The 21278-nt window shown below is 72.4% G+C and carries 20 protein-coding genes; 8 read left to right on the forward strand and 12 right to left on the reverse strand.

The window, feature by feature from the left end:
• Window positions 1–218: 218 nt before the first annotated feature.
• Together ACZ7C5_RS35270 and ACZ7C5_RS35275 are read right to left on the reverse strand one after the other, a co-directional pair.
• On the reverse strand, window positions 219–1058 hold the full coding sequence (locus ACZ7C5_RS35270) for a class I SAM-dependent methyltransferase (RefSeq protein ID WP_401077899.1): 840 nt from the start codon (window positions 1056–1058) through the stop codon (window positions 219–221).
• An 88-nt stretch (window positions 1059–1146) separates the two neighbouring features.
• Window positions 1147–1986, reverse strand: coding sequence for a cyclase family protein (locus tag ACZ7C5_RS35275; RefSeq protein WP_470324241.1), 840 nt, complete (start codon window positions 1984–1986; stop codon window positions 1147–1149).
• 86 nt (window positions 1987–2072) lie between these two features.
• On the opposite strand from ACZ7C5_RS35275, the gene ACZ7C5_RS35280 reads away from it, so the two are divergent.
• Complete coding sequence (locus ACZ7C5_RS35280) at window positions 2073–2579, forward strand: MarR family winged helix-turn-helix transcriptional regulator (protein ID WP_188301132.1); 507 nt, start codon at window positions 2073–2075, stop codon at window positions 2577–2579.
• A 5-nt stretch (window positions 2580–2584) separates the two neighbouring features.
• On the opposite strand, the gene ACZ7C5_RS35285 is transcribed toward ACZ7C5_RS35280, so the two are convergent.
• Complete coding sequence (locus tag ACZ7C5_RS35285; protein WP_470324242.1) at window positions 2585–3820, reverse strand: serine hydrolase domain-containing protein; 1236 nt, start codon at window positions 3818–3820, stop codon at window positions 2585–2587.
• A gap of 209 nt (window positions 3821–4029) precedes the next feature.
• Here ACZ7C5_RS35285 and ACZ7C5_RS35290 point away from each other — a divergent pair, with 209 nt between their 5' ends.
• Window positions 4030–4683 carry a nitroreductase family protein gene (locus ACZ7C5_RS35290; protein WP_188301134.1) on the forward strand — a complete coding sequence of 218 codons (654 nt, stop codon included), beginning with the start codon at window positions 4030–4032 and terminating at the stop codon, window positions 4681–4683.
• Window positions 4684–5004: 321 nt separating this feature from the next.
• Window positions 5005–5721, forward strand: a complete 717-nt coding sequence (locus tag ACZ7C5_RS35295) for a LuxR C-terminal-related transcriptional regulator (protein ID WP_401077889.1) — start codon at window positions 5005–5007, stop codon at window positions 5719–5721.
• 22 nt (window positions 5722–5743) lie between these two features.
• On the opposite strand, the gene ACZ7C5_RS35300 is transcribed toward ACZ7C5_RS35295, so the two are convergent.
• Window positions 5744–6724, reverse strand: a complete 981-nt coding sequence (locus ACZ7C5_RS35300; protein WP_188301136.1) for an LLM class F420-dependent oxidoreductase — start codon at window positions 6722–6724, stop codon at window positions 5744–5746.
• Between the two features lie 149 nt (window positions 6725–6873).
• Between ACZ7C5_RS35300 and ACZ7C5_RS35305 the strand changes: the two genes are divergently transcribed.
• Both ACZ7C5_RS35305 and ACZ7C5_RS35310 read left to right on the forward strand, forming a co-directional pair.
• Entirely contained in the window at window positions 6874–7197 is a 324-nt protein-coding gene (locus tag ACZ7C5_RS35305) for an ArsR/SmtB family transcription factor (RefSeq protein ID WP_401077886.1), read from the forward strand.
• 153 nt (window positions 7198–7350) lie between these two features.
• Window positions 7351–7752, forward strand: a complete 402-nt coding sequence (locus tag ACZ7C5_RS35310) for a hypothetical protein (RefSeq protein ID WP_401077883.1) — start codon at window positions 7351–7353, stop codon at window positions 7750–7752.
• 88 nt (window positions 7753–7840) lie between these two features.
• On the opposite strand, the gene rodA is transcribed toward ACZ7C5_RS35310, so the two are convergent.
• The 8 genes from rodA to folC form a co-directional block, all read right to left on the reverse strand.
• Entirely contained in the window at window positions 7841–9040 is a 1200-nt protein-coding gene (rodA, locus tag ACZ7C5_RS35315) for a rod shape-determining protein RodA (RefSeq protein WP_401077880.1), read from the reverse strand.
• Window positions 9037–11337, reverse strand: a complete 2301-nt coding sequence (gene mrdA / locus ACZ7C5_RS35320; RefSeq protein ID WP_470324243.1) for a penicillin-binding protein 2 — start codon at window positions 11335–11337, stop codon at window positions 9037–9039. Before mrdA ends, rodA begins: the two co-directional genes overlap by 4 nt.
• Before the next feature lie 78 nt (window positions 11338–11415).
• Complete coding sequence (mreD, locus tag ACZ7C5_RS35325) at window positions 11416–12054, reverse strand: rod shape-determining protein MreD (RefSeq protein ID WP_401077875.1); 639 nt, start codon at window positions 12052–12054, stop codon at window positions 11416–11418.
• A gap of 3 nt (window positions 12055–12057) precedes the next feature.
• Window positions 12058–13005: a rod shape-determining protein MreC gene (gene mreC, locus ACZ7C5_RS35330; protein WP_401077872.1), complete on the reverse strand. Its 948-nt coding sequence runs from the start codon at window positions 13003–13005 to the stop codon at window positions 12058–12060.
• A 114-nt stretch (window positions 13006–13119) separates the two neighbouring features.
• Window positions 13120–14145, reverse strand: a complete 1026-nt coding sequence (locus ACZ7C5_RS35335; RefSeq protein WP_031076009.1) for a rod shape-determining protein — start codon at window positions 14143–14145, stop codon at window positions 13120–13122.
• Between the two features lie 343 nt (window positions 14146–14488).
• Window positions 14489–14902: a nucleoside-diphosphate kinase gene (ndk, locus tag ACZ7C5_RS35340; RefSeq protein ID WP_188301144.1), complete on the reverse strand. Its 414-nt coding sequence runs from the start codon at window positions 14900–14902 to the stop codon at window positions 14489–14491.
• A 108-nt stretch (window positions 14903–15010) separates the two neighbouring features.
• Complete coding sequence (locus tag ACZ7C5_RS35345) at window positions 15011–15361, reverse strand: DUF4233 domain-containing protein (protein WP_188301145.1); 351 nt, start codon at window positions 15359–15361, stop codon at window positions 15011–15013.
• 1 nt (window position 15362) lies between these two features.
• Window positions 15363–16754 carry a bifunctional tetrahydrofolate synthase/dihydrofolate synthase gene (folC, locus tag ACZ7C5_RS35350; RefSeq protein ID WP_401077867.1) on the reverse strand — a complete coding sequence of 464 codons (1392 nt, stop codon included), beginning with the start codon at window positions 16752–16754 and terminating at the stop codon, window positions 15363–15365.
• A 184-nt stretch (window positions 16755–16938) separates the two neighbouring features.
• On the opposite strand from folC, the gene ACZ7C5_RS35355 reads away from it, so the two are divergent.
• From ACZ7C5_RS35355 to ACZ7C5_RS35365, 3 genes are all read left to right on the forward strand, one after another.
• The gene (locus ACZ7C5_RS35355; protein ID WP_470324244.1) at window positions 16939–18372 is read left to right on the forward strand and encodes a glycosyltransferase family 2 protein; all 1434 of its coding nucleotides are present in this window, start codon (window positions 16939–16941) and stop codon (window positions 18370–18372) included.
• Window positions 18373–18443: 71 nt separating this feature from the next.
• Window positions 18444–19577 (forward strand): non-hydrolyzing UDP-N-acetylglucosamine 2-epimerase, encoded by a 1134-nt coding sequence (gene wecB, locus ACZ7C5_RS35360; RefSeq protein WP_470324256.1) that lies wholly within the window; start codon window positions 18444–18446, stop codon window positions 19575–19577.
• A 164-nt stretch (window positions 19578–19741) separates the two neighbouring features.
• Window positions 19742–21277: a chitinase gene (locus tag ACZ7C5_RS35365; RefSeq protein ID WP_401077863.1), complete on the forward strand. Its 1536-nt coding sequence runs from the start codon at window positions 19742–19744 to the stop codon at window positions 21275–21277.
• Window position 21278 lies beyond the last annotated feature (1 nt).

The raw sequence follows: 21278 nt of genomic DNA on the forward strand, positions 1-21278 counted from the left end.
TGGGCTACTCTACGCTTTGCGGTGGGCCGCTGGGGGGAGGGGGTGGGGCTCCCGTTTGGTCCCCCCCCCCCCCAACACCATCCAACGACACCCCCCCCCCCCCGGCCCCCGGGGCGCGCGCCCCCCGCCGCCGTTTCCCCCGGCCGCACCGCGGGAGAACGCCGGCGGGCCGGCCGCCCCCGGAAGGGGTGACCGGCCCGCCGGCGGGTGCGGGGGCGTCAGACCCGCTTCCCCCAGGCGGTGAAGACCGCGAGGGAGAGGTCCCTGAACTCCGGGTCGGCCAGCTCCCGGTAGGCCGCCTCGAAGTCCTCGTCGGTGGCGAGCCCGGCGGCCAGCACGGCGGGGCGGGTCTGCTCCAGGGTGAGCCGCCACCACTCGGCCTCGTCGTCCCCGCCGGCGACCGGCTGGAAGCGAGCGTCGAGGCCGAGGCCGCTCAGCCCCTTGCCCTCCAGCGGCACCGGCAGGCTGCGCGCCCACTCGGTGTCGGTGCCCACCGCGGTCTCCAGGTGGCGGCGGAAGGCCCGCAGCACGGTCCGGTAGCCGGGGTGCGGCGAGTCCTTGATCGGGAAGAAGGCGGGCTCCTCCAGCACCAGCGTCCCGCCCGGGGCCAGCCACTCGACGAGCCGCTCCACCGCCTTCTCCGGGTCGGGCAGGTGGATCACCACGTACCGGGCGTGGATGAAGTCGAAGGAGCCGGGCGGGAAGTCGTCGGTGTAGACGTCGTGGCGCAGCACCCGCACGCCGTCGGCGGCGAGTTCGTCCAGGAAGGTGGTGTCGAGGTCGGTGACGGTCACCTCGGCGCCCTGGCCGGCCAGCCAGCGGGCGACCGAGCCGCCGCCCCCGCCGACCTCCAGCACCCGGTGCCCGGCGTGCAGGCCGAGCGCCAGGAAGCGGTCGCGGGTGTGCGCGTCCAGGACGGACTCCAGCAGCCGCAGCCGGTGCAGTTCGGTGCCGACGGCGTGGCTGAACACCCCGTCGCGGTAGCGCTCCTCGTTCCACTCCCAGCGTTCGCCGGTGGCCCCGGCGAAGACGGATTCCGAGCCGGTCTGTACGGTCATGGGCTTCTCCTGTGCTCGCGGGTCGGTCGGTGCGGACGGCGGCCGTCGGTCCGGACGGCGGCTGTCCGCCGGGCGGAGGCCGTCGGTGTCAGACGAAGGCGAGGACGCGGACCGGGCCGCCGGTCCCGCCGAGGTGCTTGGGCGCGCCGACCACGACGACGGCGCCGAGGTCGGGCACGGTGTCGAGCCCGGCGAGGCACTCGATGGCGTACTTGCCGGCCGGCAGCAGCACCCGGTGGGTGTCCGGGTCGGCCGGGCGGGTGCCCGGGTCGAGGCTGATCGAGTCGGTGCCGACGCCGACCACCGAACGCTCGGTGACCAGGAACTGCGCGGCCTCCACCGAGATCCCGGGGAAGCGGTAGAGCCCCTCGGCCGGGTCGAGGTTGAGGAAGGCGCCGGGGGTGTCGATCCGGTGCGCCCAGTCGTTGTCGACGGCGAGCAGCGCTCCGTCGGGGATGCGGCCGTGCCGGCTCTCCCACCCGAGCAGGTCGTCGACGGTCAGTTCGGTGACGTGGTCACGGGCGGCGCGCTCGCCGATCCGGACCACGGCCAGCGGCGCGACCAGGGTGTCGGCCGGGATCTGGTGGGTGGCCAGGCCGTCGTCGTCGAAGTGCGAGGGCGCGTCGAGGTGGGTGCCGATGTGCTCGTTGTAGGTGAGCTCGAAGGCGTTGTACTCGTGCTCGGCGAGGTTGGCGAGCCGCTTGATCTCCATCGGTCTGACGTACAGCTCGAAGACCGGCCAGTCCGGGCCGACCACGTGGGTGAGGTCCCGGACGGCGCCGCGCGGCAGGCTGATCGGGTCCCTGGCCCGCAGCGGCGCCGAGACCTCCGCGGGCCCGGCGGCAGCGGGATCGGCGCCGGCGGGACCGGTGGCAGGACCGGTGGCGGCGTGGCCGGTGGCGCCCGCCACCGTCTCCGGTGAGCACATGGCATTCCCCTTCCTGGAGAACATCTATGGAAAAACAATCTCCTGAACGCGTTATGCTGGTGGCCCCGCCCGCAGAAGGAGTTCCGATGGCCACCGTCCCGCGGACGCCCCGCCTCGCCTCGCCCAGCCGGACGGAGGACGGGGGCGAGCGCCGCCAGTACTTCGCGACCCTCACCCGGGAACGCCCCGACATCGCGCTCTGCCGGGCCACCACCGTGGTCGCCCGGGCGATCGACGAGGAGCTGACCGGCGCCCGGCTGACGGTGGCCCAGCACCTGGTGCTGAAGATGCTGGACGCGGTCGGGGCCTGCTCCCAGCAGGAGTTGAGCGAGCAGCTGCGGATCGACCGCAGCGTCATGGTCGGCTGCATCGACGGCCTGGAGAGCTCGGGGCTGGTGGTCCGCGAACGCCACCCCCGCGACCGCCGCGCCTACGCCGTCACCATGACCGAGGCCGGGTCGCGGGCCCTGGCCGAGGCGGAGGCGGGCATCGCCCCGATGATGGACCGGGTGTTCGCCGCGCTCACCGCCGAGGAGCGCGAGACGCTGATCCGGCTGACCCGCAAGCTCCTCACCGTCCAGCCGGGCGGGTGAACCGCTTAGCCGACCAGCGCCTGGTTGACCAACTGCCGCAGACGTCCGTGCAGTTGGTGCGCGCTGGAGGGCATCAGCTGGGTCAGGAACAGCACCGTCAGCCGCTCCACCGGGTCCACCCAGAAGATGGTGGACGCGGCACTGTGCCAGCCGTACTCCCCCGCGCTGGCCGGCACCCCGGCGGCCGCCGGGTCCTGCACCACCGCGAAGCCGAGCCCGAAGCCGACCCCGGCGGTGGGCATCTCGGAGAACACCGGCCGCCCGACGCTCTTCAGGTCTCCGCCGCCGGGCAGGTGGTTGCGCAGCGCGTGCCGCAGCGTGTGCCGGCCGAGCACCCGTACGCCCTGGTACTCGCCCTCGCCGAGCAGCATCTGGCTGAACCGGTGGTAGTCGGCGAGCGTGGTGACCAGCCCGGAGCTGCCGGACAGGCAGTCCGGCTCGCGCAGCACGTCGCCGCCGAAGGCGTCGTTGCGCACGGCCTTCCCGCTCGCCGGGTCGACGACGTAGAAGGCGGCCAGCCGGTCTGCCTTGTCGGCCGGGACGTGGAAGCCGGTGTCGGCCATGCCGAGCGGGCCGAGCACCCGCTCGGCCAGGAACTCGTCCAGCCGCCGGCCGGAGGCGACCTCGATCACCCGCCCGAGCACGTCGCTGGAGGCGCCGTAGTTCCACGCGGCGCCGGGCTCGAAGAGCAGCGGGAAGGAGGCCCACTTCGCCACGCACGCGGCGAGGTCGAGGCCGGGCGCGGTGGTCCACTCGAAGCCGTTGGCGGTGTAGATCTCGTCCACCGGGTGCGCCCGATGGAAGCCGTAGGTCAGGCCGGAGGTGTGGGTGAGCAGGTGCACGATCCGGATCGGCTCGGCGGCCGGGACGGTGACCGGCCTGGAGGCCGGCCCGCGCTGGTACACCCGGACGTCGGCGAACTCCGGCAGGTAGCGGGAGACCGGGTCCTGGAGGCCGATCGCGCCCTCCTCCAGCAGCACCAGCGCGGCCACCGAGGTGACGGGCTTGGTCATCGACCAGGACCGGTAGATGGTGTCCGGGGTCTGCGGCAGGCCCTTCTCGACGTCGCGGTGCCCGTACCCGGCGAGGTGGGCGACCCTGCCGCCACGGGTCACGGCGAGCTGCCAGCCGGGCAGCCGGCCGTCGTCCACGTAGGCCCTGAGGTACTCGTCGATCCGGCGCAGCCGTGCGGGATCCAGGCCCGCCTCGGCCGGTTCGACGTCGACTTTGATCTGCGACATGGCGTCCTCTCGCGGTCGAGCGATCTCGTCATGTTTCGAATGTTCGAAGATAGTGGAAGCATAGGAACAATCAACTCCACACACAAGAGCGGAACTTGAGATCCCGTGAGGTCCACCCATTGGACTTCGAATGTTGCGCAAGTTTCGAACCATAAATAGGATCCGGAAGGATTCGCCCCCCTCTTCCGACCCGACCGGAGCTGGAGCACATGCCGCCCCTCGCGCTTTCCATCGACGAACTCCTCACCACCACCCGGGCGGTGCGCAAGCGACTGGACCTCACCCGCCCGGTGGAGCGCGAACTGATCGAGGAGTGCCTGGCCCTGGCCACCCAGGCCCCCACCGGCCGCAACCGCCAGCGCTGGGACTTCATGATCGTCACCGACCCGTCCAAGCGCGCCGCCATCGCCGACCTCTACCGGCTCGGCCTGGTCCGCCCGCGCCAGCAGGTGGTCGGCACCGGCGTGGACCGCACCACCGGCGACCAGCTGCGCCGGCTGCGCCTGGCCGAGAGCGCCCAGCACCTCTTCGACCACCTCCACGAGGTCCCGGTGCTGGTGATCCCGTGCGTCCGGATCGAGGGCCGGCACGAGGTCGACTCCTTCGTCGGCCAGGCCAACACCTGGGGCTCGATCATCCCGGCCACCTGGCAGTTCATGCTCGCCGCCCGCTCCCGCGGCCTCGGCACCGCCTGGACCACCCCGCACCTGCACTACGAGCGCGAGGCCGCCCAGATCCTCGGCATCCCCTACGAGACCGTCCTCCAGGCCGCGCTGATCCCGCTGGCCCACACCATCGGCACCGACTTCCGCCCCGGCCCCCGGGTCGGCACCGAGCAGATCGCCCACTGGGACGCCTGGTAGGCCCCGGCCCCGCACGGACACCCCTCCGGTGGTTCCGGACCCCGGAGGATCCTTGACCGCCGATCAGGCCGATCTTTAGGATGGCTGCCATGTTCCGGGAACGTCGAGTCAACGGCCTTGCCGCCGAGGTGACTTCCGACTGCGCGACGCACCGCTGCCGCTGTCGCCCCTGAACCCTCCTCCCGCTCCCGCGCACCGATCCGACGCCGGAGCGGGATCTCCTCTCATCATCACGGTTCCGCCCCGCGGCCGGTGTCCCCACGCACCCCGCCGGTCCCGGCTGCCCGGAGTGCCGGAATCTCGACGGCAAGGAGAACGAACATGAGCCTGTCCCTCTACCGGTCCGCCGATCCCACCAGCCCCGCCGGCCCCGCCGGCCCCACCGTCCGGGTGCTCATCTGCGCCGCCTCACCCCTGCTGCGCACCGGGCTGCGCACCATCCTGCAACGCTCACCCGGGCTGCAACCGCTGACCGAACTGTCCACCACCGCGAGGATCGCCCAGGCCTGCGCCGCCAAACGGCCGGACGTGGTGGTCATCGACGCCGACATGCCCGGCATGGAGGCCTGCGAGGTCAAGAAGCTCACCAGCGACCGGGAGACCGGGCAGCCGGGCACCATCCTGCTGGTCCGCCCCGGCGACCCGGACCGGATGCTCGACTACCTCAGAGCCGGCGCCCGCGGCCTGGTCCTGCGGGACGGCCCCGAGTCCGACATGGTGCAAGCGGTCCGGGCGGTCGCCGCCGGGAACGCGCTGATCTCCCCGCCGATCACCGCCGAGGTGGTCACCGAGATGGCCCGCCGGCTGCCGGGGCCGCCGCTGCACACCCCGCCGCTGCTGCGCCTGCTCACCCCGCGCGAGCAGGAGGTGCTCACCCTGATCGCGGGCGGGCTGTCCAACGCCGAGATGGCCACCGAGCTCCACCTCAGCGAGAAGACCGTCAAGTTCCACGTCTCCAACGTCCTCGGCAAGCTGCGCGTGCGCAGCCGGGCCCAGGCGATGGTCTACGCCCGGTCCGGGCAGCGGGCGGCCGGCTGAGCCGCCGGCCGCCGGCGCGGCGTCACGTCTGCGGGGCCAGGGCCCGCAGCGTGTCGCGCATCCCCTCCGGTCCGGCGCCGAACTCCGGCACCGGAATCACCGCCAGCAGCGGCGTGTCCACGCCCGCCGCGACGAACTCCGCCACCCGCTCCCGGCACTCCCCAGGGGAGCCGTGGATCAGCAGCGCGTCGACCAGGTGCCCGGGCACCGCCGCGCAGGCGCCGTGGTAGTCGCCCGCCGCCCACGCGGCGTGCGAGGCGGCCAGCTCCTCGCCGCGCCCCAGCCAGTCGTGGAAGCCGCCGTACGTCCGGGCGTTGAGGATCGGTCCGAGCAACTGCCGCCCCTGCCAGCGGGCGTGGTCGCGGTCCCTGGTCGGGCAGACGAACAGCCGGGCCACCACCTCCTTGGCGCGGCCCGCCTCCCCCATCGCGGCCCGCACCCGCGGCACGTCCGCGGCCGCCAGGAAGTTGGTCACCAGCCCGTCCGCCTCCCGCCCGGCCAGCCGCAGCATCTGCGGGCCGAGCGCGCCCATCATCACCGGCGGCACCGGGTCGGGCCGCAGCGCCGGGGTGTACCGCTCGATGGCGAAGGAGTCGAACCCGCCCTGCACCGTCCGTCCGGCCAGGGCCTGCTTCAGGAACCGCACGGTGTCGCGGACCCGGCGGTACGGGTGCTCGAACGGGATGCCGTTGATCCGGGTGACGAACGGCGGCCCCGAGGAGCCGACGCCGACCACCACCCGGCCGGGCGCGGCCTCGGCCAGCGAGGCGACCGTCATGGCGAGCAGCGCGGGGCCCCGGGTCTGCACCGGCACCACGCCGGTGCCCAGCCGCAGTGCCGGCGCCCAGGCCGCGGCGAGTGCGAGCGGGGTGAACCCGTCGTAGCCCGCGGCCTCGCCGGTCCACACGTCGGTGTAGCCCAGGTCGGGCAGCTCCTCGACCAGTGCGCGGTGCCGGTGCAGTGGGACCCCGCGCAGCGGGAGCGTCAGGCCGTAGCGGCCCACGGGCACCTCCCGGCGGTTCGCTCGCGGCGTTCGCTCATCGGGTGTCCTTCCGCGGGAACGGCGGTGCGGGCCGGCCCCATTGCCTAAGATTGGATAGTACGCAAAAGTTCGAACAATCCATCAGCGCCCAGGACGACCAAGGAGCCGCCATGCGGACCCCGAGCCACCCGGCCACCGACTCCATCCAGCTCACCGGCATCTTCCACGCCCTCAGCGACCCGGCCCGCCTCTCCATCGTGGCCGGCCTGTCCGAGGTCGAGGAGCGGTGTTGCAGCGACCTGGACGTCCCCCTCTCCAAGTCGACCCTCTCGCACCACCTCAAGGTGCTGCGCGAGGCCGGCGTCACCGCCACCCGGGTCGAGGGCACCCGGCGGCTGATGTCGCTGCGCCGGGACGACCTCGACCTGCGCTTCCCCGGCCTGCTGGATGCCGTGCTGCACGCCGCGGCCCATGAGCCCGACGACGCCCACTGATTCTCCCCGACACTCCCGGGGCCGCTCTTCGGCCGTACGACCGGTCTGTGCCCCGGCCTTTGGACCTGAATCGGCCCCGCCCGTCCCCACCGGGCGCGCCGATGGCCCAGGCTGAGGCGTCCCCGCCGCCCACAGCCCGTACCGGAGGCCGCCGTGCCCGTCGAAACCCGTGCCCACGAGACCGCCGCCCGCGCCGCCCTCGACGCCTTCCTCGACGCCCTCAACAGCCGCGACCTCGCGGCCTGGGCCGAGACCCTGCACTACCCCCACGTCCGGGTGCACGAGGGCGAGGTGACGGTCTGGGAGGACCGGGACGGCTACGTCGAGCGCTCCGCCCCCGAACTGGAGCAGCTGGTCGGCTCCGGCTGGGCCCGCAGCGGCTGGGAGAGCGTCGAGCTGAGCCAGTCCTCCCCCGACCAGGTGCACGCCCTGGTCCGCTTCGCCCGGTACGACACGGCCGGGGAGCACACCGGCTCCTTCGACTCGGTCTACGTGCTCACCCGGCGCTCCGACCGCTGGGGCGTGCTCGCCAGGATCGGCTTCCGGACGGTCTGACCCGCCCGCCACGGCCGCCGGGGGCACCCCGGACACGGCGGCGGGGCCGGCCCGGGAAGTCCCGGACCGGCCCCGCCGCACCGCTCGCTCAGGCCGCTATCGGCCGCTGGCTCCGCACCGCCTGGAGCAGCCCGATCGCCAGCCAGTTCGCGAACATCGAGGAGCCGCCGTACGAGACGAACGGCAGCGGGATGCCCGCGACCGGCATGATGCCCAGGCACATCCCTATGTTCTCGAAGGCCTGGAAGGACAGCCAGGCGATGATCCCGGCCGACACGATCGTCCCGTACAGGTCGGTCGCCTGCCGGGCGATCCGGCAGGCCCGCCACAGGATCACGCCGACCAGCGCGATGATCGCCAGCGCCCCGATGAAGCCGAGCTCCTCGCCCGCCACGGTGAACACGAAGTCGGTCTGCTGCTCCGGCACGAACTGCCCGACGGTCTGGGTGCCGTGGAACAGCCCCTTGCCGGTCAGCCCGCCCGAACCGATCGCGATCCGGGCCTGCGCGGTGTTGTAGCCGACGCCGTTCGGGTCCAGCTGCGGGTTGGCGAAGGCCGCGAAGCGGTCGATCTGGTACTGGCTCAGCAGCCCGAACTTCCAGATCGCCACGCACCCGGCGGTACCCGCGACCAGCAGGCCGAGCACCCAGCGGTTCGCCGCACCCGAGCCGAGCAGGATGCCCAGCACGATCGCGGCCATCACCATCACCGAGCCGGCGTCCGGCATCAGCATCACTATGGCCATCGGCAGCCCGGCCCAGAGCAGGCCCCGGAACACCGCCCGGTGCGAGGGGAACTCCCGCTCCCCCGCGTCCACCTGGTCCGACAGCACGACCGCCATCGCCAGCACGATCGCGAGCTTCGCGAACTCGGCCGGCTGGATCGAGAAGCCGCCGCCGAGCTGGATCCACGAGTGCGCGCCGTTGATCGTCGAGCCCAGCGGGCTGAGCGTCGCCAGCAGCATCGCGATCACGCCGACGTACAGGAACGGCACGATGGTGCGGAAGCGCCGGCTCCCTATCGCTATCACCACGGCGCACAGCACCAGCCCGACCACGAAGTTGGTCAGGTGCCGGTACAGGAAGTACTGCGGGTCCCCGTGGGTCAGCGAGTCGCGCCCGCGGGTGGCCGACCAGACCAGCAGCGAGCTGCCGGTCGAGAGGGCCAGCGCGGCCAGCAGCAGTATCCAGTCCAGCCGCCACAGCGGGGAGTCCTTGGCCAGGGCCTTGGAGACCCCGTTGCGCTGCGGGGCCAGCCGCAGCTGCCGGTACGAGCCGTAGGAGGTCATGCCCGTCCCCTTCCCGGTCCGCGCGTGGGTTCGAGCGCGGCGTCGGCCGCGGTGTGCGACGCCGGCTGGTCGGCCGGCGGCACCTGGTCGAGGAAGGCCGCCGCGGGGGCCGCCTGGGCCGGGGCCGGGGCGAGCGGCACCGGGGCCGGCGCGACGGCCGTGCCCTGGGTGCCCGGCGCCTGGCCGGCGCCGTACGAGACCGGCTTGATGATCGCGGTGCCGTCCGGGTTGAACTTCGGCAGCTCGGTCTGCGGGGCGGGCAGCAGCGCCTTGCCGTTGTCGATGGTGCCCTTGTCGTCCACGCCGTACAGCGCCTGGTAGATCCGGCGGATGGCGTCACCGGAACCGCCGGAGCCGGTGCCGCCCTGGCTGATCGTCATGACGACCGCGTAGTCCTTGCTGTACGTGGTCAGCCAGGAGGTGGTCTGCTTGCCCTCGACCTCGGCGGTGCCGGTCTTGGCGTGCAGCGCGATCTTGTCCTGCGGCCAGCCGTTGAACTTCCAGGCCGCGGTACCGGTCTTGACGACGCCCTCGGTGGCCTGGTTGATGTAGCTGAGCAGCTTCTCGTCGCCGGGGAACTTGGCGTCCTCGTGCGGGGCGATCTCGTGGACGAGCTCCCCGCCCGGGCTTATCACGGCCTTGGCGACGGTCGGCCGGTAGAAGGTGCCGCCGTTGGCCAGCGCCGAGTAGATCCGGGCCATCTGGACCGGGGTGACGAGCGTGTCGCCCTGGCCGATCGCGAAGTTGACGGCGTCACCGGCGCGCATCTGGTAGCCGTCGACGCAGTTCTCCTTGGCGATCTGGTCGGAGAAGCTGGTGCCGCCCTTCTGCGCCTGCGCGCACCAGGCGTCCTTGTTGTTGTCGTAGAAGCTCTGCTTCCACTGCCGGTCCGGCACCCGTCCCGGCACCTCGGACGGCAGGTCGATGCCGGTCTTCGCGCCGAGGCCGAACTGGTGGGCGGTCTTGGTGAACCAGTCGCCCGGGTCCTTCTTCGGCTTGATGCCGCCGTCCTTCAGCCACTGGTCGTACGCGAGGCCGTAGAAGACGGTGTCGCAGGAGACCTCCAGCGCCTTCTCCAGGGAGATCTGGCCGAAGTTCTCGCTCTCGAAGTTCTTGAACTCACGGCCGCCGATGGTCAGGCTCTTCGGGCAGTCGTAGTGGCCGTCCAGCGAGTAGCCGGCCTGCACGGCGGCGGTGGTGGAGATGACCTTGAAGGTCGAGCCGGGGGCGGACTGACCCTGTATGGCCCGGTTCAGCAGCGGGAAGTTGGACTCCTTGCTGGTCAGCGACTGGTAGTCCTTGCCGCTGATGCCGCCCACCCAGAGGTTCGGGTCGTAGGTCGGGGCGCTCGCCATCGCGACGATCCGCCCGGTGTGCACGTCCATCACCACGGCGGCGCCGGAGTCGGCCTCGTAGTTGCGGCTGGTGACCTTGTCGTACGTCTTCCTGGCGTCGGCCATGGCCTGCGCCAGGTTGTCCTCGACCACCTTCTGCACCCGGGCGTCGATGCTGGTGACCAGGTTGGCGCCGGTCTGCGGGGCGACGGTGCCGGCGGTGCCGATCACCCGGCCGAGGTTGTCCACCTCCAGCTTGGTGATGCCCGCGGTGCCGCGCAGGTCGCGGTCGTACACCGACTCCAGGCCGGCCCGGCCGATCTGGTCGGCCGGCAGGTAGCGGTCCAGGCCGGTCTTGTCGGCGGTCTTGCCGACCTCCTCGTCCGTGACCGGCGAGAGGTAGCCGAGCACCTGGGCCAGGTTGGCGCCCTCGGCGCCGGTGTAGCGGCGCACGGCGGTGGGCTGCGCGGTGACTCCGGGGAAGTCCTCGCGGCGCTCCATTATCTGCATCGCCTGCTGGGTGGTCGCCTCCTTGGTGACCGGGATCGGCTGGTACGGCGAACCGTTCCAGCAGGGCTGCGAGGTCTTGGCGTCGCAGAGCCGCACCTTCTCCTGCACGTCCTTGGCCGGGATCCCCAGCACCTCGGCCAGCCGGGACAGCACCGCCTTGCCGCCGTCCTTCTGCTGGAGCAGCGAGGTGCGGCTGACCGACACCACCAGCCGGGTCTCGTTGCCGGCCAGCACCCGTCCCGAGGCGTCCAGGATCTCGCCGCGGACGGCCGGCTCGACCACCTCGCGGATGTGGTTGCCGGTCGCCTTGGCGGTGTACTCCTTGGCGTTGCGGATCTGCAGGTACCACAGCCGTCCGCCGAGGGTGGCGAGCAGCGACAGCACCAGGATCTGCAACACCACCAGACGGATCGTCACCCGCCGGGTGCGGCCGGTCTCGGGGATGTTGCTCACGTCTCGTGCACTCCAGGATGCGGGGAGGTCGGGAGGTCTGGGCCTGACCGGTTACGGGCGGCGGGCGAAGCCGGGCACTTACGGGCGGCGGGCGAAACCGGGCACGCGCCGCTTCTTGTACGACGGACCCATCGAGCCCTCGCGGGTGGTGCGGTAGCGGGCGAGGGTGCCCAGGCCGGAGCCGCCCTCGTCGTCGTCGGCGGCGGCCACCGGGTCGCGCCCGAAGCGGCGGCCGAGGTACATCACCAGCGGCACCACGAAGGGCGCCAGCAGCAGGTCGTAGAGCAGGGCGCTGATCACCAGGCCGCCGAGGCCGACGTGCCGGGCCGCGGTGTCGCCGACCAGGGCGCCGACCATCGCGTACAGCAGGGTGGAGGCGATCGCCGCGACGCCGACCACCACCAGCGAGCCGGCGACCGAGCGCTGGCGGCCGTGGTCCGGGCGCAGCAGGCCGGCGGCGTAGCCCATCAGGCAGAGCACCAGCGCGTAGCGGCCGATGGCGTGGTCGGAGGGCGGCGCGAGGTCGGCCAGCAGGCCGCCCCCGAAGCCGACCAGGCAGCCGCCGGTGGGCCCGTAGACCATGGCCAGGCCGACCACGACGAGCAGCAGTATGTCCGGGGTGGCTCCCGGGAGCTGGAGCCGGCCGAAGACGCTGACCTGGAGGATCAGGCCGAACAGGACGAGGCCGGCGGAGACGGGGATGCGGGCGAGGCGCATGGCTCAGTTCCCCCCAGTGGGCTTGGCGGGCAGGGCGGCGGGCGCGGCGGCCGGGGTCTGGGCGGACGCCTCGGCCGGCTGGCCGGCGGCGGGGGCCGGCGGCAGCACGGCGTCGCGCGGGTCGGTGCGCGGCGGCACGACCACCACGCCGACCAGGTCCAGCCGGGTGAACTGGACGAAGGGCTCGACCAGGACGGTCTTGGTCAGCTGCCCGGCGTTGGCCTGGACCTCGGTCACCTTGCCGACGGGGACGCCGGGGACGAACGGGCGGCCGCTCTGCGAGCCGAAGGTGACCAGCCGGTCGCCGGCCTTGACCTGGGCCTTGCCGTTGAGCAGCGAGACCTTCATCGGGCTGTCGCCGCCGCCGGAGGCGAAGCCGATCTCGCCGGTGCCCTCCAGCCGGGTGCCGGCCGAGAAGCCGGGGTCGGAGGCGAGCAGCACGGTGGCGGTGGTCGGGGCGACGGTGGTGATCCGGCCGACCAGGCCCTGGCCGTTGACCACGGTCATGTCGCGGGTGAGGCCGTCGTCGCTGCCGGCGTCGATGGTGATGGTCCAGGAGAAGCCCTGGGCCGGGCCGATCGCGATGACCTGGGCGGCCTTGACGGTGTAGCCGCCGGCGCCGGCGGTGCGCAGCAGGTCGTCCAGCTGCTTGGTGCGCCCGGTGGCCGTGTCGGAGGAGGCGAGCTTCTGCCGCAGTTCGGTGTTCTCGCGGGCGAGCTGGTCGGTGCGGCCGCTGTCGGTGGCGGCGTCCCGGAAGGCGCGGACGGTGTCGGCGACCGGGTCCACCACGGTGGCGGCGCCGCGCTCGACCGGTCCGAGGACGCTGGCGGCGGCGTGCCTGGCCGGGCCGAGCGGGGAGTCCTCACCGCCCTTGATGTCCACGGTGATCAGCGCGAAGGCGACGGCCACCAGCAGGATCAGCAGCAGCCGGCTCTCTCGTGTGTCCCTCACGGTGCTGGTACTGCCCCTTCGTACCTGGCCGCCGCCCGGGGCCGTGGGGCCCGGGCGGCGGCCCGTTCAGTCAGTGTCGGATGTGCCGCGTGGTGCCGGAGGTGCGGCGGCCTGTCAACGACGCGGCGAAGCGTCGAGTACCTGCTGGAGCGCCTCGAACTCCTCGACGCACTTGCCGGAGCCGAGTGCGACGGAGTCGAGCGGGTTCTCCGCGATGTGGATCGGCATGCCGGTCTCGCGGCGCAGCCGCTCGTCCAGGCCGCGCAGCAGGGCGCCGCCGCCGGTGAGCACGATGCCCCGGTCCATGACGTCGCCGGCCAGCTCGGGCGGGCACTGGTCGAGGGTGGTCTTGACCGCGTCGATGATCGAGTTGACCGGCTCGTCGATGGCCTCGCGGACCTCGGCGGCGGAGATGACCACGGTCTTGGGCAGGCCGCTGACCAGGTCGCGGCCGCGGATCTCGGCGTGCTCGTCCTTCTCGCCCTCCAGGCCGAAGGCGCTGCCGATGCTCATCTTGATCTGCTCGGCGCTGCGCTCGCCCAGGAGCAGCGAGTACTCCTTCTTGATGTGCTGGACGATCGCGTTGTCCAGCTCGTCGCCGGCCACTCGGATGGACTGGGCGGTGACGATGCCGCCGAGGGAGATCACGGCGACCTCGGTGGTGCCGCCGCCGATGTCGACGACCATGTTGCCGGTCGCCTCGTGGACGGGCAGGCCGGCCCCGATCGCGGCGGCCATCGGCTCCTCGATGATGTGCACCTGGCGGGCGCCGGCCTGCGAGGAGGCCTCGATGACGGCGCGGCGCTCGACTCCGGTGATGCCGGAGGGCACGCAGACCACGACGCGGGGGCGGGCCAGGTAGCGGCGGCGGTGGATCTTGAGGATGAAGTACCGCAGCATCCGCTCGGTGATCTCGAAGTCGGCGATCACGCCGTCCTTGAGCGGGCGGATGGCCACGATGTTGCCCGGCGTGCGGCCGATCATCTTCTTGGCCTCGGCGCCGACCGCGAGGATGCCGCCGGTGTTGGTGTTCACCGCGACGACGGACGGCTCGTTCAGGACGATGCCCTTACCCCTGACGTACACCAGCGTGTTGGCTGTTCCGAGGTCGATCGCCAAGTCGCGGCCGATGAACGACAGGTTGCTCGCCATGGGGTGTGGGTGCCTTCCCGGGCTCGGAGTTTCATGAGAGGTGGACGAATGCGCGCCCACGCTTGGGCGGAGACCAGCTGAGCTGCCTTACCGGGCCCTTGAGTCGCGTCCATCGTAGTCACGCCGTGCGGTGGGGACGTCGACGTGGGGCATACCGTCCATTGTCCGGGGCGTGCTCGCATCTCCGAGGATTGGGACGCCGTGTCGGCGCCGCCAGTTCCCTATTTCACGATAAGAATGCCCCGGCCGGGCCAATGGTCCCGACCGGGGCGGTACGAACGTCCCCCGGGCGTGTCGCCCCGTTCCCGCCGGGCGTGTCGCCCGGTCGGGGTCAGGCGTGCGCCGGGAAGAAGATCTTGATCTCGCGCTCGGCGGACTCCGGGGAGTCGGAGGCGTGGATCAGGTTCTCGCGGGTGATCGTCGCGTAGTCGCCGCGGATGGTGCCGGCCCCGGCCTCCAGCGGGTTGGTGGCGCCGGCCAGCATCCGGATGCCCTTCACGACCTCCTCGCCCTCGACGATCAGCGCGATCGACGGGCCGGAGGTCATGAACTCCAGCAGCGGCTCGTAGAACGGGCGGCCGACGTGCTCCGCGTAGTGCTGCTCCAGCGTCGCCCGGTCGAAGGTGCGCAGCTCGATGGCGGCGAACCGCCAGCCGGCCTTGCGCTCGAAGCGGCTGATGATCTCGCCGGCCAGGCCACGGCGGACGGCGTCGGGCTTGAGCAGGACGAGAGTGCGCTGGGACACGGTGCGTCTCCTGGGGATTCGGTTCGGCAGACAGTCGGGTCGACAGACGGTGCCGACCAGGCAGAGGTTACCTTGCGTAAACGGCGTGTCGTCGCGCCGGTCCCGGCCTCAGACCTGTACGGCGGCGGCCTCGGCGGCGGCCCTGGCGGCCTTGAAGTCGTCGACCTTGCGGCCGTAGTGCACGGAGCACCACCACAGGCCGGCGAAGACCACGCCGAGGCCGAACATGGTCGGCAGGACGAAGCCGGCGGCGATCAGGCCGATCTGCAATGCCCAGCCGACCTGCACCGCGCCGGGGCGGTTGATCATGCCGCAGAGCAGGATGCACAGGGCCATCGCGATGCCGCTGACCGTCCAGATCTCCCCGTTGGAGACGTCGGAGAGCCGCATCGCGACCAGCGCCGCGAACATGATCAGCAGTGCTTCGCCGATCAGTGTCGAGGAGCAGAGCGTCCTCATGTCACTTCCTCCCGAGCAGCAGGCGGGCCTCGCCCACCGTGATGACCGAACCGGTGACCAGCACCCCGGCGCCGCCGAGGTCGCCCTCCTCCTCGGCGAGGGTGACGGCGGCGGAGATGGCGTCGTCGAGCCGGGGCTCGACCTGGACGCGGTCCTCGCCGAAGACCTCGACCGCCAGGGCGGCGAGCGCGTCGACGTCCATCGCGCGGTGGGTGGAGTTCTGGGTGATGACGACCTCGGCCAGGATCGGCTCGAAGGCCTCCAGCACCCCGGCCACGTCCTTGTCCCCGGAGGTGCCGATCACGCCGACGAGCCGGGTGAAGCCGAAGGACTCGGTGAGGGCGGCGACGGTGGCGCGGGCGCCGTGCGGGTTGTGCGCGGCGTCCAGGAGGATCGTGGGGCTGCGGCGGACGACCTCCAGGCGGCCCGGCGAGGAGACGCCGGAGAAGGCCTGGCGGATCTTGTCCACGTCGAGCTGCCCGCCGCGGGCGCCGCCGACGCCGAAGAAGGCCTCGACCGCGGCCAGCGCCAGGGCCGCGTTCTGCGCCTGGTACTCGCCGTGCAGCGGGATGAAGACGTCCTCGTACTCCTCGCCGCCGAGTCCGCGCAGCGTCACCAGCTGGCCGCCGACGGCGAGTTCACGGCGGATCACGCCGAACTCCATGCCCTCGCGGGCGACCGTGGCGTCCACCTCGACGGCGCGCCGCAGGATGGTCTGGGCGGCGTCCAGCTGCTGCTGGGCGACGACCGCGACGGAGCCGGACTTGATGATCCCGGACTTCTCGCCCGCGATCTCGCCGGTGGTCTCGCCGAGCTTGTCGGTGTGGTCCAGCCCTATCGGGGTGATCACGGCGACGGGGGCGTCGATGACGTTGGTGGCGTCCCAGGAGCCGCCCATGCCGACCTCGACCACCGCGACGTCCACCGGGGCGTCGGCGAAGGCCGCGTAGGCCATGCCGGTCAGCACCTCGAAGAAGGACATCGGCACCGGCTGCGCCGCGTCGACCATCTGCACGTAGGGCTCGATGTCGCGGTAGACCTCGACGAAGCGCTCCGGGGTGATCGGGGCGCCGTCCAGGCTGATCCGCTCGGTGACGGACTCCACGTGCGGGCTGGTGTAGCGGCCGGTGCGCAGCTCGAAGGTGTTGAGCAGCTGCTCGATCATCCGGGCGGTGGAGGTCTTGCCGTTGGTGCCGGTGATGTGGATGGAGGGGAAGGACCGCTGGGGCTGGCCCAGGATGTCCATCAGCGCCTCGATCCGGTCGAGCGAGGGCTCCAGTTTGTTCTCCGGCCAGCGCTTGGAGAGCTCCACCTCGACGTCGCGCAGGGCGTCGCCGGTGCCGCCGTCGGCGGGGCGGATGGTGTACGGGTTCGGGTCGGCCTTGTCGCTCACGACCACAGTCTACGGAGCGCTGGCGGGTCCTCCTCACGGGGTGAGAACGACCACTTTGCGCCCTCTTTACCCCGATCATCCGATTTCCTCCCTTTACTATTGATTCAGCGATCTGAACCGCAATGAAGCATCGATTCGCAACCGACAGGAGCCTTCGGCCTTTGATCATGAGGAGCGCTGCGTCATGCCCGATGCCCTGCACGAGTGGATCGTGCTGCGCCAGGAAGCCGTCGTCCAGGTCGCAGGACTGATCTCCCTGGCGCTCGTCGCCTACATGGCCCTGGTCTTCGGACGCTTCCTCGTGTACTGGGCCGGCTCCCGCCACGCCTTCCGGCACAGCCGCCCCGCCGAGCCCGGCGACCCCGCCTCGCTCCGGTGGCACCTGGTGATCCCCTGCCGCGACGAGGAGTCCGTCGTCACCCAGACCCTGGACGGCCTGCGGACCAGCGCGCCCGAGGCCCACCTGTGGGTCATCGACGACGACAGCGAGGACGCCACCCGCGAGCTGGTGCTCGCCGCCGCGGCCCGCGACCCGCGGATCCACCTGGTCCAGCGCCGCCGCCCGCACGCCCGGATCGGCAAGGGCGCCGCCCTCAACGCCGCCTACCGGGAGATCTCCGCCTGGCTGCCCGAGGACACCGACCGCTCCCTGGTGGTGATCGGCGTGGTCGACGCCGACGGGCAGCTCGACCCCGGCACCCTCGCCCACGTCTGCAACGCCAAGGCACTCGGCCGGCCCGACACCGGCGCCGTCCAGATCGGCGTCCGGATGCGCAACGCCGACGACGAGCTGCCGCTGCCCGGCCGCGGCCGGGCCGCCAACGCCCTGGCCCGCGCCCTGGTGCGGATGCAGGACGTCGAGTTCCAGGCCAACAACGCCGGCATGCAGCTGCTGCGCCGCCGCACCGGCAGCGTCGGCCTCGGCGGCAACGGCCAGTTCGTCCGGCTCACCGCCCTCGACTCGCTGACCGCCGAGGAGGGCCGGGCCGGCCGCCCGTGGCCGGAGCGCGCCCTGCTGGAGGACTACGAGTCCGGCCTCGACCTGCGACTGGCCGGCTGGCGGCTCACCCACGTCACCGAGGCCCAGGTCTCCCAGGAGGGCCTGATCTCGCTGCGCCGCTTCCTCACCCAGCGCACCCGCTGGGCCCAGGGCAACATGCAGTGCCTGCGCTACACCGGCCGGGTGCTGCGCTCGCCGCACTACCCGCCGTCCGGCAAGGCCGAGGTGCTGTACACCTTCCTCCAGCCGGTGGTCTGCGTGCTGCTGGTGCTGCTCCTCCCGCTCTCGCTCGGGATCACCGGCGCCGGGATGGTGCTCTTCCCCGAGGAGACCGCCGAGTTCCAGCTCCGGTTCGGCCCGTGGATGCTGCTCGTCCTCGTGCTCGCCACGCTGCCGATGGTGTTCTGGGGCGTCGCCTACCGCAGGCTCGTCCACCCCGACCGCAGCCGGCTGACCGGCCTGCTCTGGGGCGTCCTGGTCTGGCTCTACGCCTACCACCTGTTCGTGGTCGCCACCCGGGCCGCCGTCCGGATGCTGCTCGGCCGCAACGGCTGGGCCAAGACCCGCCGCAACGCCGAGAAGGTCACGGTCGGCTCGCCCACCGCGCTCGAGTCCTGAGCCGCTCCCACCCCCACGCCCCCTCCCCTGCCCTTCCGCCCCCGCCGGTCCACGGAGTCCCCCGCATGAGCATGTGCCTGCCCCCGTCCAGCGTCGCCGTCGTCCTCGGCACCCGCCCCGAACTGGTCAAGCTCGCCCCGCTGATCCACGAACTGGGCGACGCGACCCGGCTGGTGCACACCGGGCAGCACTGGGACGAGTCGATGTCCGGCCGCTTCCTGCGCGACCTCGACCTGCCCGAGCCCGAGCTGCTCACCGGTGTCGGCGGCCGCCCCAGGGCCGGCCAGATCGCCCAGTCGCTGGGCCAGCTGGACGCCGCCTTCGCCGAGGACCGCCCGGTCGCCGTGGTCGTCCAGGGCGACACCAACGCCACCCTGGCCGGGGCGCTGGCCGCCAACGCCCGGGAGATCCCGCTGGTCCACGTCGAGGCCGGGCTGCGCAGCTTCGACCGGGCGATGCCCGAGGAGCACAACCGGGTGATGGTCGACCACGTCTCCGACCTGCTCTGCGCCGCCACCGGCGACAACGTCGCCAACCTGCGCGCCGAGTCGCTGGCCGAGGCCCGGATCGAGCTCACCGGCAACACCGTCGTCGAGGTGGTCCGCCGTCAGCTGCCGGACGGCGCCGCCCGCGCCGCGCTGCTCGCCGCGCACGGGCTGCGCCCGGACGGGTACGTGCTGGCCACCGTGCACCGCCCGGAGAACACCGACACCGCCGAGGCGCTCGGCGCGGTGCTGGCGGAGCTGGACCGGATCGCCCGGGCCGGCACCCCGGTGCTGTTCCCGATGCACCCGCGCACCCGGGCCGCCGTCGAGCGCTTCGGCCTGGACGGCCTGCTGGAGCGCCTGGCCGTCACCGGTCCGGTCGGCTACGGCGACTTCCTGGGCCTGGCGAGCCACGCCGCCCTGCTGGTCTCCGACTCCGGCGGCGTGCAGGAGGAGTGCACCGTGCTGGGCCGCCCGCTGCTGGTGGTGCGCCGCTCCACCGAACGCCCGGAGGCGGTGGCGGCCGGCTTCGCCGCGCTGGTGCGGCCCGGCGAGGAGCTGGGCGCCCTGGCCGCGGCCTGGCTCTCCGACACCCCCGAGCGGCTCGCCCGGCTGGCGGCCACCCCGAGCCCGTACGGCGACGGCCTGGCCTCGGCCCGGATCGCCGCGCTGACCGCGGCCGTCGCCGAGTCGGCCGAGGCCGGGCCCCCGGCCGCCTAGGCGCTCTTGACAGTCGGATTGGTCTACTCCACCTTGTGAGGCAAGTCTCCGTTCCCGACCGGGACTTGAGTTGTCGGTAGCTCCCGCACGTGCACATCGACACCCCGGACGGCGTTCCTCCCCCACGAGGCGCCGCCGGGTCTCCCCCCACTGGAGATGACGTCATGCCACCTGCCCGACACCGGCGCCCGCGCGCCGTCCACTCGCTGTTCGCCGGAGCGAGCGCCCTGGTCATCGGCCTGGGCGGACTCGTCCTGGCCGGCGGCACCGGCGCCCACGCCGCCGACACCGACCTGATCGCCAACGGCGGCTTCGAGACCGGGACCCTGTCCGGCTGGACCTGTTCGAACGGCACGGTCCAGGGCACCACCACCCACTCAGGCACCCACGCCCTGCAGTCCACCCCGGCCGGGAGCGACACCGGCGAGTGCACCCAGACCGTCGCGGTGAAGCCCTCCTCCTCGTACACCCTGAGCGCCTGGGTGCAGGGCTCGTACGTCTACCTGGGCGCCCGCGGCACCGGCGGCACCGATCCGAGCACCTGGACCCCGGGCGGCGCCGCCTGGTCCCAGCTGAGCACCACCTTCACCACCGGCCCCGGCACCACCAGCGTCACCGTCTACCTGCACGGCTGGTACGGGCAGCCGGCCTTCGCCGCCGACGACGTCTCGCTGCTCGGGCCCGGCGGCCAGCCGTCCCCGAGCCCGACCCCCACCCCCACCGACACCGCCTCGCCGAGCCCGACGGCCACCGCCACGGACACCGGCAGCTCCTCCCCGACCGCGACCCCGACCAAGCCCCAGGGCCTGCCCAAGCACATCCTCACCGGCTACTGGCAGAACTTCGACAACGGCGCCACCGTCCAGCGGATCAGCGACGTCCCGGCCGCCTACGACATCATCGCGGTCTCCTTCGCGGACGCCACCGCCACCCGCGGCGGCCTGAGCTTCACCCTCGACCCCAAGCTCTCCTCCCGCCTCGGCGGCTACACCGACGCCCAGTTCAAGGCCGACATCGCGGCCAAACGGGCGGCCGGGAAGCGGGTGGTGCTCTCGATCGGCGGGCAGAACGGCACGGTCTGGGTGGGCGACTCCTCCTCCGCCTCGAACTTCACCAGCACCGCCTGGGCGCTGATGCAGAGCTACGGCTTCGACGGGATCGACATCGACCTGGAGAACGGCATCAGCTCCACCTACATGGGGCAGGCCCTGCACGCCCTCGCCGCCAAGGCGGGGAGCGGATTCATCCTCACCATGGCGCCGCAGACGATCGACATGCAGTCGACCGGCATGGAGTACTTCAAGCTCGCGCTGAACGTGAAGGACATCCTCACCATCGTCAACATGCAGTACTACAACTCCGGCGCGATGAACGGCTGCGACGGGAACGTCTACTCGCAGGGCACCGAGAACTTCCTCACCGCGCTGGCCTGCATCCAGCTCAAGGGCGGGCTGCGGCCCGACCAGGTGGGCCTCGGGGTGCCGGCCTCCACCAGCGCCGCGGGCGGCGGGTACGTCGCCGCCGCCACCGTCAACAACGCGCTGGACTGCCTGGCCTCCGGCACCAACTGCGGCAGCTACAAGCCGGACACCAAGTGGCCCGGCATCGGCGGCGCGATGACCTGGTCGACCAACTGGGACGCCCAGGCGGGCGGTCCGGTCGCCAACACCATCGGCTCGCACCTGCACGCCATGCCGTAAC

Source organism: Kitasatospora sp. NPDC036993 (genome assembly GCF_055607525.1).